General features: G+C 64.7%; 14 protein-coding genes and 1 pseudogene. 4 read left to right on the top strand and 11 right to left on the bottom strand.

The genetic code is table 11. The features are described 5' to 3' along the window. The 6 genes from F0Q45_RS02720 to F0Q45_RS02695 form a co-directional block, all read right to left on the bottom strand. Positions 1 to 469: gamma-glutamyl-gamma-aminobutyrate hydrolase family protein (locus F0Q45_RS02720; RefSeq protein WP_149652434.1), on the bottom strand; the 469-nt coding region annotated here is incomplete at its 3' end. Beyond that, entirely contained in the window at positions 393 to 1,766 is a 1,374-nt protein-coding gene (locus F0Q45_RS02715) for a glutamine synthetase family protein (RefSeq protein ID WP_149652433.1), read from the bottom strand. The genes F0Q45_RS02715 and F0Q45_RS02720, both read right to left, overlap by 77 nt. Before the next feature lie 183 nt (positions 1,767 to 1,949). Continuing rightward, positions 1,950 to 2,501, bottom strand: a complete 552-nt coding sequence (locus F0Q45_RS02710; protein ID WP_149652432.1) for an alpha/beta hydrolase — start codon at positions 2,499 to 2,501, stop codon at positions 1,950 to 1,952. Between the two features lie 100 nt (positions 2,502 to 2,601). Continuing rightward, complete coding sequence (locus tag F0Q45_RS02705) at positions 2,602 to 4,101, bottom strand: cobyric acid synthase (RefSeq protein WP_149652431.1); 1,500 nt, start codon at positions 4,099 to 4,101, stop codon at positions 2,602 to 2,604. Positions 4,102 to 4,171: 70 nt separating this feature from the next. Beyond that, positions 4,172 to 5,029 carry a type I methionyl aminopeptidase gene (map, locus tag F0Q45_RS02700; protein WP_149652430.1) on the bottom strand — a complete coding sequence of 286 codons (858 nt, stop codon included), beginning with the start codon at positions 5,027 to 5,029 and terminating at the stop codon, positions 4,172 to 4,174. An 82-nt stretch (positions 5,030 to 5,111) separates the two neighbouring features. Further along, on the bottom strand, positions 5,112 to 5,720 hold the full coding sequence (locus F0Q45_RS02695; RefSeq protein ID WP_149652429.1) for a DUF1707 SHOCT-like domain-containing protein: 609 nt from the start codon (positions 5,718 to 5,720) through the stop codon (positions 5,112 to 5,114). Between the two features lie 80 nt (positions 5,721 to 5,800). Here F0Q45_RS02695 and F0Q45_RS02690 point away from each other — a divergent pair, with 80 nt between their 5' ends. Both F0Q45_RS02690 and F0Q45_RS02685 read left to right on the top strand, forming a co-directional pair. Next, positions 5,801 to 6,070: a DUF6290 family protein gene (locus F0Q45_RS02690; RefSeq protein WP_262490838.1), complete on the top strand. Its 270-nt coding sequence runs from the start codon at positions 5,801 to 5,803 to the stop codon at positions 6,068 to 6,070. Further along, the gene (locus F0Q45_RS02685) at positions 6,067 to 6,447 is read left to right on the top strand and encodes a type II toxin-antitoxin system VapC family toxin (RefSeq protein WP_149652428.1); all 381 of its coding nucleotides are present in this window, start codon (positions 6,067 to 6,069) and stop codon (positions 6,445 to 6,447) included. Before F0Q45_RS02690 ends, F0Q45_RS02685 begins: the two co-directional genes overlap by 4 nt. A 15-nt stretch (positions 6,448 to 6,462) precedes the next feature. On the opposite strand, the gene F0Q45_RS02680 is transcribed toward F0Q45_RS02685, so the two are convergent. From F0Q45_RS02680 to dxr, 5 genes are all read right to left on the bottom strand, one after another. Then, complete coding sequence (locus F0Q45_RS02680) at positions 6,463 to 8,283, bottom strand: penicillin-binding transpeptidase domain-containing protein (RefSeq protein WP_149652427.1); 1,821 nt, start codon at positions 8,281 to 8,283, stop codon at positions 6,463 to 6,465. Positions 8,284 to 8,428: 145 nt separating this feature from the next. Beyond that, positions 8,429 to 9,286 carry a GNAT family N-acetyltransferase gene (locus F0Q45_RS02675; RefSeq protein ID WP_149652426.1) on the bottom strand — a complete coding sequence of 286 codons (858 nt, stop codon included), beginning with the start codon at positions 9,284 to 9,286 and terminating at the stop codon, positions 8,429 to 8,431. A gap of 52 nt (positions 9,287 to 9,338) precedes the next feature. Next, complete coding sequence (ispG, locus tag F0Q45_RS02670) at positions 9,339 to 10,511, bottom strand: flavodoxin-dependent (E)-4-hydroxy-3-methylbut-2-enyl-diphosphate synthase (RefSeq protein ID WP_149652425.1); 1,173 nt, start codon at positions 10,509 to 10,511, stop codon at positions 9,339 to 9,341. Between the two features lie 23 nt (positions 10,512 to 10,534). Then, entirely contained in the window at positions 10,535 to 11,749 is a 1,215-nt protein-coding gene (locus F0Q45_RS02665) for a M50 family metallopeptidase (protein WP_149652424.1), read from the bottom strand. Continuing rightward, on the bottom strand, positions 11,749 to 12,978 hold the full coding sequence (dxr, locus tag F0Q45_RS02660; RefSeq protein WP_149652423.1) for a 1-deoxy-D-xylulose-5-phosphate reductoisomerase: 1,230 nt from the start codon (positions 12,976 to 12,978) through the stop codon (positions 11,749 to 11,751). Before dxr ends, F0Q45_RS02665 begins: the two co-directional genes overlap by 1 nt. A 151-nt stretch (positions 12,979 to 13,129) precedes the next feature. Between dxr and F0Q45_RS02655 the strand changes: the two are divergent. After that, positions 13,130 to 13,413 (top strand): annotated as a pseudogene (locus F0Q45_RS02655) (PIN domain-containing protein); the annotation flags it as partial. 123 nt (positions 13,414 to 13,536) lie between these two features. Further along, entirely contained in the window at positions 13,537 to 13,791 is a 255-nt protein-coding gene (locus F0Q45_RS02650) for a DUF2631 domain-containing protein (RefSeq protein WP_188112757.1), read from the top strand. Positions 13,792 to 13,808 lie beyond the last annotated feature (17 nt).

The raw sequence follows: 13,808 nt of genomic DNA, 5'->3' as shown, positions 1-13,808 counted from the left end.
GGTGCAACGTCCCCCCCAGCGCAACGTTGAGCACTTGAGCGCCGCGACAGATTCCCAACAGCGGAAGGCCCCGCTGCAGCGCACCCTTGAGCAGCGCCAGCTCCCAGGCGTCACGCTCGGTGCGCGGTGGGTCGGTACTCGGGTGTGGTTGGTGGCCGTAGGCGGCGGGGTCGACGTCATAACCACCGGTGATCACCAGCGCGTCCAGCGCGTCCAGCACGCGCTCGACGCTCGCGCGGTCCACCGGCTGAGGCGGTAGCAGTACCGCGATGCCACCGGCCATCACGACACCCTCGAAATAATCGGCGGGCAGATAGCTTGCGGGGACGTCCCAGACTCCGGTCTGCACCTGCTCCAGATAAGTCGTTAGGCCCACCAGCGGCCGACTCGCTCTAGAGCCGTTCAAAACCGCGCATCCTCTCCCAATCGGTGACCGCTGCGTCAAAGGCCGCCTGCTCGACGCGGGCATTGTTCACGTAGTGTGCGACAACGTCGTCGCCGAAGGCTTCGCGCGCCAGCACCGATGCTTCGAACGCTACAGCGGCCTCCGCGAGCGTGGTGGGCAGCCGGTCGAATCCGGCTTGCTGGTACGCGTTGCCGGTGCACGGCTCGGCAGGGTCGAGCCCTCGATCGATACCGTACAACCCTCCCGCGATCAGCGCCGCCACCGCGAGGTATTGATTGACGTCGCCGCCAGGAACGCGACATTCAACTCGAAGATTCGACCCGTGCCCCACCACGCGCAGCGCACAGGTCCGGTTGTCCAGCCCCCACGCCACTGTGGTAGGAGCAAAACTACTATCGGCGAAGCGCTTGTAAGAGTTGATGTTCGGCGCGAAAAACAAGGTGAGTTCCCGCATCGCAGCTAGCTGGCCGGCGATGAAGCTGCGGAACAGCGCCGACATGCCATGCGGGCCGGCGCTGTCGGTGAGCACCGCCGAGCCGTCTGCGCCGCGTAGCGAGAAATGAATGTGGCAGCTGTTGCCTTCGCGCTCATCGTATTTCGCCATGAACGTGAGGCTCTTGCCGTGCAGGTCCGCGATCTCCTTGGCACCGTTCTTGTAGACGGCATGATTGTCACAGGTGACCAGCGCCTCATCGTAGCGAAACCCAATCTCCTGCTGGCCCTTGTTGCATTCGCCCTTGACCGACTCGACTCGCAGACCCGCGCCCTGCATGCCCAGCCGAATGTCCCGCAGCAACGGCTCCATACGCGACGACGCGGCAATCGCGTAGTCGATGTTGTAGTCGCTGGCCGGGGTCAGGCCGCGGTATCCGCTGGCCCAAGCCTGCCGATAGGGCTGGTCGAACACGATGAACTCCAGCTCCGTGGCGACGTCGGCGACCAGGCTACGCTCACCAAGCCGGTGCAGCTGACGGCGCAGGATACTGCGCGGCGCAACGTCAACCGGGCTACCGTCGGCCCACGCCAGGTCGGCGATCACCAGCGCCGTACCCGGCAGCCAGGGAGTGAGCCGAAGAGTGTTCAGGTCAGGCCTCATCACCATGTCGCCATAGCCGGTCTCCCAACTCGACACCGCGAATCCCGGCACAGTGTTCAGGTCGACGTCAACGGCCAGCAGGTAGCTGCAACACTCGGCGCCGTGGGCGGCTACGCCCTCGAGAAAGAACCGGCCCGCGACCCGCTTGCCAGCCAGCCGACCCTGCATGTCAGTGAAGGCCACGATGACGGTGTCGACGTCGCCACCGGCGACCAGCTGCTCCAGCTCCGACCACGACAACGGCGCAGCATCGGGATACGTCATGTCACCTTCCTACCGACCGCCCACGACCAAACAATTGCCCGCACTTGACCAGAAAACCCGATCCCACTCTGCGGAGACGAAATCGCTTACCAAGGTTGGCAATCGAGCATAGAACAAGTCAGCTGGTGCCGCCGGTGGTGTCGGGCGCGTATTTTCGGTCCAACACCCGGACAGTGGCGCTTCCTACCATCCGCTGGTGCGCAGCACGATCTCAGTTGCCAGCTGTGCCGCCGATTCGTGCGCGTTACGCCGTCCCACTAGGTCCACCACGCGGTACTCGGCGTATACCAGCCGCTGGCTGGCGACCGCCACCGCCCGCGCCTCCACGGAGCTCACCAGCACCGTCGTGCTGATCTCAACCGGTGGGCAACGACCGTCGCGAATCACGCCATCGACATCGGCGACCGCCGGATGTCCGCGGTCGATGGCGACCAGACCGGCAAACCGGCCCAGCCTGGTTGCCGCTAGTTCCCAGGCGAGTTCGGCGCCCGCGCGGTCACCGACCACAACCGCCCACCGTACCCCGAGGCCATCGAGGATCCCGACCACAGCCTTTGCAGTCAGCCGCGGGTCAGCGGCCACGACGACAGTCTTCAGCGTCGCGGTCTGGAGGCGCTCACAAATCGGGTCATACGCGGCGACCGCACGCTCGTCCGCACCGAGGATGACAACGACAACCCCCTTATCCGGGCCGCTCACTGCCACCGGGACAGCAAGTCCGTCCAGCGTGGTCATGGTGGGCACCTTTGCAAGCTACCGCTAATCGGTCTGGACGCACAGCGATCCCACGCTCCGGCAGTCACGTTGCACCTCCTTGGCGGTCCCGGACAGCGGATCAGCGGCTCAATTGGCTGGCAATAGTCGGTCGCCGCGGCAGTGGGTCGGTAAGCAACCCGGTGATAGCCTCCACATCCACATGCGCCGCCAACAGCCCGGCGATCAGATCCAGCTGGGCATCGCGGCGCGTCGCAACGTTCGCGTCGGCAGCCACGACGAATCCGCGCCGGCCCGCCGCATCGGCCACTGCGCCGAGCCAGCCCCGACGGAAGTCGTCGTTGTCGAGCAGCCCATGCCAGTGGGTGCCGAAAATCGCGCCGCGTACGATGCCCTGCATTTCACTGTCGACATCGAACCAGGCCGCCTCGGCGCAACGGGCCAGCTGCCCATGATGGATCTCATAGCCAGTCAACGGATGCTGCCAGCGCCGCAGCGTCTTGGCCGAACTGAACACGACGTCGGCGTCCAACAATCCCAGCCCGGCCACCACCCCGACCCCGGATTCCACCTCATCCACGATAGTGCGGCACAACATCTGGAAACCGCCGCAGATGCCCAGGATCGGCTTGCCCGCCCCAGCGTGATCGGCAATTCCCTTGGCCAGGCCGCCGTTTCGCAGCCACGATAGGTCGGCGACGGTGGCCTTGCTGCCGGGCAGCACGATCAGGTCGACGTCGGCCAGATCGGCGGGATCGGTGATCCAGCGCACCAGCACACCGGGCTCGCAGGCCAGCGCCTCGACGTCGGTGGAGTTGGATAGCCGAGGCAGCCGGATTGCCGCTACCCTCAACCACTGCGCACCGCGCGGCTCGGGAGTGCCGACCACCCGGTGCGCCACGACCGACAGCGTATCTTCGGCGTCGAGCCAGAGCTGATCGGCGTAGGGCAGGACTCCGTAGGTGGGACGGCCGGTTAACTCCTGCAGTTGCCGCAGCCCGGGTTCCAGTAGTGCGGGATCACCGCGAAACTTGTTGACAATAAACCCTGCAATGCGCGCTTGATCGTCGGGTTCGAGCACCGCGACCGTCCCGAACAAGTGAGCAAGCAACCCGCCACGGTCGATATCGCCCACCAGGATCACCGGCAAGTGTGCGGCCCTGGCGAGACCCATGTTCGCCAAATCGGTTGCCCGGAGGTTAATTTCGGCTGGAGAGCCGGCTCCTTCGCAAATCACCGCGTCGAAGTCGCGGCGCAAGCCCGATAATTCGTCAAGGACGATACCGGCGAGGCGGTCACGATGTTGCAGGTAACCGGCCGCGGTGACGCGATCGGCTACCTGTCCCCGGATGACAAGCTGCGAGGTTCGGTCACTGCCTGGCTTGAGTAGGATCGGGTTGAACCGCACACTGGGCTCCAGCCCGGCCGCGCGGGCCTGAATTGCCTGGGCCCGGCCGATCTCACCGCCCTCGACGGTGACGGCTGAATTGTTGGACATGTTCTGCGCCTTGAACGGCGCTACCCGCACCCCGTTGCTGGCCAGCAACCGGCACAGACCCGCGACCACCACCGACTTGCCGGCATCAGAGCTGGTCCCGGCCACCAGCAGCGCACCGCTCACCTCCCTACGGCGAGCAGACACAGAATCGCACTCTTGCGGTCACAATGATGCGAGTCTGTGTCTGCTCGCGCTAGAGACAAGTCAGTATCTCGACGCCGGTATCGGTGACCAGCAGGGTGTGTTCGAACTGCGCGGTCCACCTGTGGTCCTTGGTGAGCACGGTCCAGCCGTCGTCCCAGATTTCGTAGTCCAGGGAGCCTAGGTTGATCATCGGCTCGATGGTGAATGTCATACCGGGCTGCATGATCGTGCCTACCGCGGGCTGATCGTAATGCAGGACGACCAGCCCGTTGTGGAACGTGGTTCCGATACCGTGGCCGGTGAAATCGCGAACCACGTTGTACCCGAACCGGTTCGCATATGACTCGATGACACGACCGATTACCGACAACGCGCGTCCGGGTTTAACGGCGTTGATCGCACGCATGGTGGCTTCCCGGGTCCGCTCCACCAGCAGGCGGTGCTCCTCGGAAACGTCACCGGCCAGAAAAGTCGCATTCGTGTCGCCGTGCACGCCACCGACGTAGGCGGTGACGTCGATGTTGACGATGTCACCGTCGGCGATCTCCGTCGAATCAGGGATTCCGTGGCAGATGACTTCGTTGAGCGACGTGCAGCATGACTTCGGGAATCCCTTGTAACCCAACGTCGACGGGTAGGCGCCGTTATCGACCATGTAGTCGTGCGCTATCCGGTCCAGTTCGTCGGTCTGCACGCCCGGAGCAACTGCCTTGCCAGCCTCGGCCAGGGCGCCGGCCGCGATCCGGCCGGCGACACGCATCTTCTCGATCACCTCGGGCGTCTGCACCCACGGTTCGGTGCCCTCTTGGGCCGTCGGCTTGCCGACGTATTCCGGACGGGCGATCCACTTGGGCACCGGCCGCGTCGGAGACAAGACGCCGGGGGAAAGCGCGGTGCGAGCAACCATCCCGCTAGCTTAGTCGGGTCCGCGAGCTGGACCATCCGCTGGCGCCCCGCAACCTTGCCCAGCCTGGTAAGGGAAAAGGAGGTCAAGCCAGACCCATCAAACCTGATTTGCGACGCAACAGTGCCCGGCGCGGGCCCCGGATCACCACCGAGCCGCACACCACCCGCCCGGTCAACACAACATGCGGTGTTCCTTCCGCGGGTGCCTCTTTGCGGCGGTCGATCGCGCTGCCCACGTACACCTCGACGTCGTCGATCGAGGCGCTGGCGCGCTCAGGCAGCCGAAGCTCCAGCGAACCGAACTTCATGTCGAGCTCGATCACCACCACGGGTCCCGCGAAGCGAGCCCTGGTGAGGTCGAGTTCGATTGACCCCAGCCGACGGACCAGCGCCAGCCGGGTGGGCACCATCCATTCGCCATGGCGCTTCAAAGAGCCGGCCCAGCCGCGCAGTTGTACCCGGTCAGCTGCCGAGGTGACAATCGCGCCCGGGCCGGGCAGGTCACGGACAAACCCTTCCAGCTCACTTTGGGTTCGCGCGATAGACACTCGAGACGAACGTTGCTCGAACTCGTTGATATCGATCAACCCGAGCGCCACCGCGTTATGCAGCCGCCGCATAGTGCCGTTGCGGTCGGCGTCCGAAACGCGCAGTGACATCGGAGCCACCATGTCCCCACCGCTGTCCGTCATGATCTGCCTTCGACGATTTCCCTTACCTCTCGCAATTTACCGCTGCTCACCCCAACCCTACGTGTGTAACATCATTACGCATGAGTAGCCGAGTTCAAGTGATTCTCACCGACGAGGAGCGGGAGGCATTTCGCCAACAGGCGGCCGCACAGCACATGTCGCTCAGTAGTTGGCTCCGTCAGGCCGGGCTCAAGCAACTCGAGGACCAACGGCAGCATCCGATTCGTACCGGCGCGGATTTGCGCGGATTTTTCGCGTCTGCGCCCGAAGACGACGGGCCAGAACCAGATTGGGAAGCACATCTGCAGGTGATCGAGGAATCCCGGCGGCAAGGCCTAGCGACGACATGATCTTCGTTGACACCAACGTTTTCATGTACGCGGTCGGTCGCGACCACCCCTTGCGCGAGCCCGCCCGCGCATTTCTCGAGCACAGCCTGGATCACAACCAGCGACTTGTTACCTCTGCTGAGGTCATCCAAGAACTCCTGCACGCCTACCTACCCGTGGGGCGAATATCGACGCTGGACTCGGCATTGACGTTGGCACGCTCAGTGGCTGAGATATGGCCCGTCGAGATGGCCGACGTCGTCCACGCTCGGATTCTGCACAACCGCTATCCCGGTCTGGGGGCACGGGATCTGCTCCACCTGGCATCGTGCCAGCGCCGCCGTGTCAGCCAAGTCAAGACATTCGACCAGGCATTAGCCAGCGCATTCCGTCCCTAGATATCGCCTCGAAAACTACATCAGGTAACCCGGCGGCAGAACGTCGAACATCATCTTGGTCATCCGGACGGCATATTCCGAACTTCCGCCCCCGACGATCAGCGCCGCGAACGCCAGATCACCGCGGTAGCCGGCAAACCAGGAGTGTGATCCGCCCGGGAATTCGGCTTCACCGGTCTTGCCGTAAACCTCACCGCAGCCGGCGATCTCCTTGGCGGTGCCATTGGTCACCACCAGCCGCATCATGGGGCGCAACGCGTCGATCATCTTCGGGCTGATCGGCGTTTCGTCGCCCTGCACCGCCGTCGGCCGCCCGACGATCAGCTGCGGCACCGGGGTCTTGCCCGCTGCCACGGTGGCCGCCACCAGGGCCATCCCGAACGGGCTGGCCAGCACCCGGCCCTGACCGAATCCGTCCTCAGTGCGCTCAGCCAGGTCCACTGTCGGCGGCACCGAACCAGTCACTGTGGTTATCCCCTCCACCCGATAGTCGAGACCGATCCCGTACCGAGTGGCCGCCTGGGTCAAACCACGCGGCGGCAACTTGCTGCTCAATTCGGCGAAGGTGGTGTTGCACGAACTGGCGAACGCACGTGACAACGGCACCACCCCCAAATCGAAGCCCCCGTAATTGGGGATGGTGCGGTGACCGATGTCAAGGTGGCCGGGGCAGCCCAGCATGGTATTGGGGGTGGCCATATCGCGCTCGACGGCCGCGCCGGCGGTGATCATCTTGAAGGTCGACCCGGGCGGGTATAGGCCCGTCGTGGCGATCGGGCCGTCGGCGTTGGCGCCCGGGTTCTGTGCAATCGCCAGAATTTCGCCGGTAGAGGGTTTGACGACCACGATCATCGCTTTGCCGCCGCGAGCGTCCACCGCACGCTGCGCGGCGTTCTGCACGGTCCGGTCCAAGGTGATCGTGACCGACGGCGCCGGCGACGGCTCCACTTCGTGCAGCACCGCAACGTCGACGCCGTTTTGGTTGACGCTGACCACCCGCCAGCCCGCCTGGCCGTCGAGCTGGTCGATTACCGCCTTTTTCACCTCACTCATGACGACCGGCGCGAAATGGTCGTCAGTCGGCAGCAGGTCGGCCTGCGGCGTGATCACCACGCCCGGCAGCCGTCCGATGGCCTCGAAGACCCGATTGCTGTCGTCAGCGCGCAGCGTGACCCCCAGATCCAGCGGCTGGGTCGAGGAGCTGGCCTGCTCGGCGAGCAGCTGCGGATCGTTCAACGCGTCTAGAGCTGGATTGAAGGGGTGCAAAGCCTCCACCACCGCGTGGGCCGTCCCAATCAGCTCGGCACCGGCCGCTGTCGCGTCCAGCGCGTAGTGATACAGGTAGCCCGGCGCTAATACATCGCTACCACCGAGTTCGTTGACCGAGGCACGCCGGGGCGGGTCAGAGCGCAGCGAGAACGTCTGATGCTCGCCAAGCTTTGGATGCAGCCCACTAGTTGCCCAGCGGACCTGCCACTGCCCTTCTTCGCGGGCCATCTTGAGTTGACCGTCGTAGCTCCATGTCCGGTTCTTGGGTAGGTGCCAGGTGAAGCGATACGCGACCGTGCCCATATCCTCGGCGTACTTCGAGCTGAGGATCTGCGCATCCAAATGGGTGGCCTGCAGGCCGGCCCAGGCCGCGTTGAGCGCTTCGCGCGCTTCGTTGGGGTTGTCGGTCAGCTGGGCAGCCGTCGCTGTGTCCCCGATGGCCAGCGCAGCCAGGAACTTCTCGGCAGCCGGGCCCGGGCCTTCAGGCCGAGGGGTACACCCCGGCAGTGCGGCGAGCACCACCAACAAGCATGCGACAGAAGAGGCCAGTGTTGTTTTAGTTACCATCGTGACTGATGTTAAGAACGGTGACAGCGCTGGCGGCGCAGACACACCGAGACCCACGCGTTATTAGGGGTCGCGCACGTGTGCGTAACGACAGCGCGAGATTCGGGCAACATTTTCGCCGCGGCGTTACGCTCGCGGACCGGGCTCAGTCGAGCAGGACCGTGGCGAAAGTACCAACTTCTTTGAACCCCACCCGTGTATAGACCGCCCGGGCCACGGTATTGAAGTTGTTCACGTACAGGCTGGCGATGCGCCCGCTCCCAACGATCACTGCAGCAACCGTTGCAGTACCGGCAGCGCCCAGGCCCAGGCCGCGCCGCTCCGGGTGCACCCAGACGCCCTGGATTTGCCCGACCGATGGCGATTGCGATCCCACCTCGGCCTTGAAGATCACCTCACCGTGCTCGAAGCGGGCCCAGGCCCGTCCGGCCGCGATCAGGCTGGCCACCCGGCGACGATAGCCGCGACCGCCGTCCCCGAGTCGCGGATCGACACCGACTTCGCCGATGAACATATCCACGGCTGCCACCAGGTAGGCGTCCAGTTCCTCCGGCCGCACCTGGCGAACGGCCGGGTCGATCGGGCAGCCAGGATGGGTGTGGATGGCCATCAGCGGTTGATGGTCACGCACGTCACGGGCGGGACCCCACGCCGATTCGAGCCGCCGCCACATCGCCAGCACTAGCTCTGCTCTGCCGACCAGCGATGAACACCGCCGGGCCGTGCTCTTGGCTTCGTCAGCAAATGCGTTGAGATCGATCAGCCCGCCCCGCAGCGGGATGAGGTTGGCACCGGCGAAACACAACGACTCCTCCACGCCGCCGCGTCGGGTCCACAGCTCTCCCCCAATCGAATTCGGTTCGACGCCGTAGTCGGCGACCCGTGCTGCAACCATGCACGATTCGACAGGGCTTTCCTTCAGTACCCGCCAGACTGCGGCGGCGTCGCGCACGACTGACACCCGTCGCTCGCCGACAAGGCGCAAGATGGGCGGAGCCGACATCTGCAGAACTCTCTATGGTGCGAACCGAAGCCAGTAGGGGAGCTGGCGCCTATCAGCTTACGGTCACAATCGGCGAACCGCTTGATGTCGCGCCCGGATCCTCACCGATGTCAGTTGCCATTTCGGCGGCGAGTCGCATGGCCTCTTCGATTAAAGTCTCGACAATCTGCGATTCAGGCACGGTCTTGATCACTTCGCCGCGGACGAAGATCTGCCCCTTACCGTTCCCCGACGCAACGCCCAAGTCGGCTTCGCGCGCCTCGCCGGGACCGTTGACCACACATCCCATCACGGCCACCCGCAACGGCACGTCCAGCCCGTCCAGCCCGGCGGTGACCTCATTGGCCAGGGTGTAGACGTCGACCTGGGCCCGGCCGCACGACGGGCATGACACGATCTCCAACTTTCGGGGACGCAGGTTCAGCGATTCCAAAATCTGGGTGCCGACCTTCACTTCCTCCACCGGTGGGGCCGACAGCGATACCCGGATGGTGTCCCCGATGCCCTTGGACAGCAGCGCGCCGAAGGCCACCGCGGACTTGATGGTGCCCTGGAACGCGGGGCCAGCTTCGGTAACGCCGAGGTGCAGCGGGTAGTCACACTGCGCGGCCAGCTGTTCGTAGGCGGCGACCATGATCACCGGGTCGTTGTGTTTGACGCTGATCTTGATATCGCCGAAGCTATGCTCTTCGAACAGCGAGGCCTCCCACAGCGCCGATTCGACCAACGCCTCGGGCGTGGCCTTGCCGTATTTGGCCATGAACCGTTTGTCCAGCGAGCCGGCGTTGACGCCGATGCGGATCGGGATGCCGGCGTCAGCGGCGGCCTTGGCCACCTCGCCGACGCGGCCGTCGAACTCCTTGATGTTGCCGGGGTTTACCCGTACCGCGGCGCAACCTGCATTGATGGCGGCGAAGATGTACTTCGGCTGGAAGTGGATGTCGGCGATGACCGGAATCTGGCTGTGTCGGGCTATCTCGCCCAGCGCGTCGGCGTCTTCCTGACGGGGGCACGCCACCCGGACGATGTCACACCCAGTCGCGGTCAATTCCGCGATCTGTTGCAACGTCGCATTGACATCGTGGGTCTTGGTGGTGCACATCGACTGCACCGAGATGGGGTAGTCGCTGCCCACGCCGACATCGCCGACCATCAGCTGACGCGTGCTGCGGCGGGGGGACAGCGTGGGCGCCGGAGGTAGCGGCATACCCAGGCCAATAGTCACGGTCGATCCTTCTCTCTGGCTGGCTATTGAAAAAGTCGAATTGGGTTGACCAGATCAGCTGTGACGGTCAACAACATGTATCCGACGACGAAAAACAACACCACGTAGGTGACAGGCATGAGTTTGAGATAGTTCACCGGCGCCGCAGCCACCTTGCCACGGGCCGACCGGATCATGTTTCGGATTTTCTCGAAGAACGCGACCGCGATATGACCGCCGTCGAATGGCAATAACGGCAGTAGGTTGATCGCTCCTAGAATCAGGTTCAACTGGGCCAAAAAGAACCAGAAGGCCACCCACAGCCCGTGATCCACGGTGTCGCCACCGATGATGCTGGCGCCCACCACGCTCATTGGCGTCTGGGGGTCGCGCTGCCCGCCGCCGATGGCGTGGAGCAGAGCACCGACCTTGGTCGGAATGGCGGCCAGTGCCTTACCTACCTCCACCGTCAAGTCGCCGGCAAACACCAGAGTGGCTGGCGCCGCTGACAACACCCCGTACTGCGCGGGCCGCACCGGGACAGGACCGACGCCGATGGCGCCGACCGTGGCGGGTTGGGGTTGACCGCCCTGCCCGGTTTGCACCCAGCGGCGGGTGGGCTCGATGGTCACGTTGGTGGTGATCATCGACCCGTCACGCTCAACGACGATCGGGACGGTACCGCGCAATTTGCGTATCGCAGCAGCCATCTCGTCGAACGTGGACACCGGGGTGCCCCCCACTTTGACGACGACATCGCCAGCGCGCAGGCCAGCCAGCGCGGCCGGGCCGGGCCCGGTGCACCGGTCGAGCTTGCCCTGCGTGGTTTCGGTTGCCACACATCCGGTTTCACCGACCACAGCGCGGGTCGAGGGATTCAGGTTCGGCAGGCCCCAGATCACTGCGATGGAATAGATCAACACCAGGCAGATAACAAAGTTCATGCCGGGCCCGGCGAACAGCACCGCGATCCGCTTCCAGGTCGCCTGCTTGTACATGGCGCGGTCCAGCTCGTCAGGCGCAAGGTCCTCCACGGGGGTCATGCCGGCAATGTCGCAGAAACCGCCGGCCGGGATCGCCTTGATGCCGTACTCGGTTTCACCGCGGCGGGTCGACCACAAGGTCGGACCGAAGCCGACGAAATAGCGACGTACCTTCATCCCGGTAGCGCGCGCCGCCCACATATGGCCGCATTCGTGCAGCGCCACCGAGATCAGGATGGCCAGTGCGAACAGCACGATGCCGATCACGAACATCATCAGCCGGTATGGACCTTTCTCACGCTTTTTCCGGAGACTTTCTCGTAGGCAGTAGCCGAGCTCGATGTGGCGACCGCGCGCTGCGCCCGTTCCCGCGCCCAGCGCTGCGCGTCGAGTACGTCATCCACGGTAGCGGGTGAGACGCCCCATTGGTCGGCGGCGTGCAGCACGTCGGTGATGGTGCCGACAATGGCGGGGAAGCTGATGCGGCCATTCAGGAAGGCTTCTGCTGCTTCTTCGTTGGCGGCGTTGTAGACGGCAGTCATACAGCCGCCGGTTTCACCGGCATACCGGGCCAAGTCGACGGCCGGAAAGACGTCGGTGTCTAGCGGCTCGAACTCCCACGTCTGCGCCTGGCTGAAGTCGCAGCAGCTGGCCGCCGCGGGCACCCGCCGCGGCCACCCCAAGGCCAGCGAGATCGGCAGCTTCATATCCGGGGGGCTGGCCTGGGCAATCGTCGAGCCGTCGATGAAGGTGACCATCGAATGGACGATCGATTGGGGGTGCACCACCACCTCGATGCGGTCGTAGGGAATTCCGAACAGCAGGTGCGTTTCGATGAGCTCGAGACCCTTGTTGACCAGCGACGCCGAATTCAGCGTGTTCATCGGGCCCATTGACCAGGTCGGATGGGCGCCAGCCTGGGCAGGGGTGACGTGCTCGAGGTCGGCGGCCGACCAGCCCCGAAACGGCCCGCCCGAGGCGGTCAGAACTAGTTTGGCGACTTCGTCGGGGCTACCGCCGCGCAGGCACTGAGCCAGCGCGGAATGCTCGGAGTCGACCGGCACAATTTGACCGGGCTGGGCGGCCCGCAACACCAGCGGACCGCCGGCAACCAGCGATTCCTTGTTGGCCAGGGCCAGCCGAGCACCTGACTGCAGCACCGCCAGTGTCGGCCGCAAACCCAACGCCCCGACCAGCGCGTTGAGGACGACGTCGGCGTTGGTGTCCTCGACCAGCCGGGTGACGGCATCCGGTCCGTGATAGGGAATATCGCCGGCCAGCTGCGCAGCCTGATCGTCAGCGATCGCCACGTGCGTCACCCCGGTCTCAGCGCGTTGCCGAAGCAGCGTCTTCAGATTCCGGCCGCCAGCTGCCAGCCCAACAACTTCGAAGCGATCCGGGTTGGCGGCGATGACTTCCAGCGCTTGGGTGCCGATCGAACCGGTGCTGCCCAGTACCAGCACACGCAAGCGGCCGCCAGCAGATCCGTTCGACGGGTTAGCCACCTCCTCATTGTGCCGCCAAACACCGCCAGCGTCCTGACGGCGGTGACATCGCGCGATGGGCCGACCCGGAACAGCGACGCGCGCGAACTTTGATGCCTGCTGCTGATGCCAAAATGCTTCCGGTGCGTACGGCGGTCCGTATCGATGACGTGATGAGCCGCTGGGCCTACCTGACAGCGTGCTCAGCAGCTTCGTTCGGGTCGTCACTGACCGTCGCGTCTGCACCGCACCGACAAGCCCACCGGAATCGTCCCAGGCGAGCGCCGCTGGACGTTGTTTCGACAGCTGGCCGCCGACATCGATGCGACGGGCAACGACGTTTCCGATGCGTGTCTGGCCGCCTACGCCTTGGAGCACAACGCAACCTGGTTGAGCGCCGACCGCGGCTTCGCCCGCTTCCGCCGGCTGCGCTGGCGTCACCCACTCAACAGATGAGCAGCCCTCGACGCCGTGCGATCACCCAACAACCCGCCCGCGCCGGCGACCATCCGCTCACGGCGCATGTGTCAGAATGTCCAGAACCGCGATCCGAAGCCAAACCGAACCGGAGGAATTGCTGTGGCCAGTACTGAGGTGGCGCCCTTCACCGGCGTCGACACGGCTGAGGTGCCGTCTGCGCACTGGGGATGGAGCCGGATCAATCACCGCACCTGGCACATCGTGGGCCTGATCGTCTTCGGATTCCTGCTGGCTATGTTGCGCGGCAATCACGTCGGCCACGTCGAAGACTGGTTCCTCATCGGATTCGCCGCGCTGGTCTTGTTTGTCCTGGTGCGCGACCTGTGGGGGCGCCGTCGGGGCTGGTTGAGGTAACCGCACGCCGGGGGCTG

This window comes from Mycobacterium simiae (genome assembly GCF_008370645.1).
GTDB lineage: Bacteria > Actinomycetota > Actinomycetes > Mycobacteriales > Mycobacteriaceae > Mycobacterium > Mycobacterium simiae_A.
Note: the sequence above shows the minus strand (reverse complement) of the source record. Positions and strands in the feature narration are given on the sequence as shown.

Bases quoted from the DNA above. Each gene is read 5' to 3' on its own strand.
- F0Q45_RS02715 (WP_149652433.1), bottom strand. From the start codon at position 1,766: ATGACGTATCCCGATGCTGCGCCGTTGTCGTGGTCGGAGCTGGAGCAG.
- F0Q45_RS02710 (WP_149652432.1), bottom strand. From the start codon at position 2,501: ATGACCACGCTGGACGGACTTGCTGTCCCGGTGGCAGTGAGCGGCCCG.
- map (WP_149652430.1), bottom strand. From the start codon at position 5,029: ATGGTTGCTCGCACCGCGCTTTCCCCCGGCGTCTTGTCTCCGACGCGG.
- F0Q45_RS02695 (WP_149652429.1), bottom strand. From the start codon at position 5,720: ATGACGGACAGCGGTGGGGACATGGTGGCTCCGATGTCACTGCGCGTT.
- F0Q45_RS02690 (WP_262490838.1), top strand. From the start codon at position 5,801: ATGAGTAGCCGAGTTCAAGTGATTCTCACCGACGAGGAGCGGGAGGCA.
- F0Q45_RS02685 (WP_149652428.1), top strand. From the start codon at position 6,067: ATGATCTTCGTTGACACCAACGTTTTCATGTACGCGGTCGGTCGCGAC.
- F0Q45_RS02680 (WP_149652427.1), bottom strand. From the start codon at position 8,283: ATGGTAACTAAAACAACACTGGCCTCTTCTGTCGCATGCTTGTTGGTG.
- F0Q45_RS02675 (WP_149652426.1), bottom strand. From the start codon at position 9,286: ATGTCGGCTCCGCCCATCTTGCGCCTTGTCGGCGAGCGACGGGTGTCA.
- F0Q45_RS02665 (WP_149652424.1), bottom strand. From the start codon at position 11,749: ATGATGTTCGTGATCGGCATCGTGCTGTTCGCACTGGCCATCCTGATC.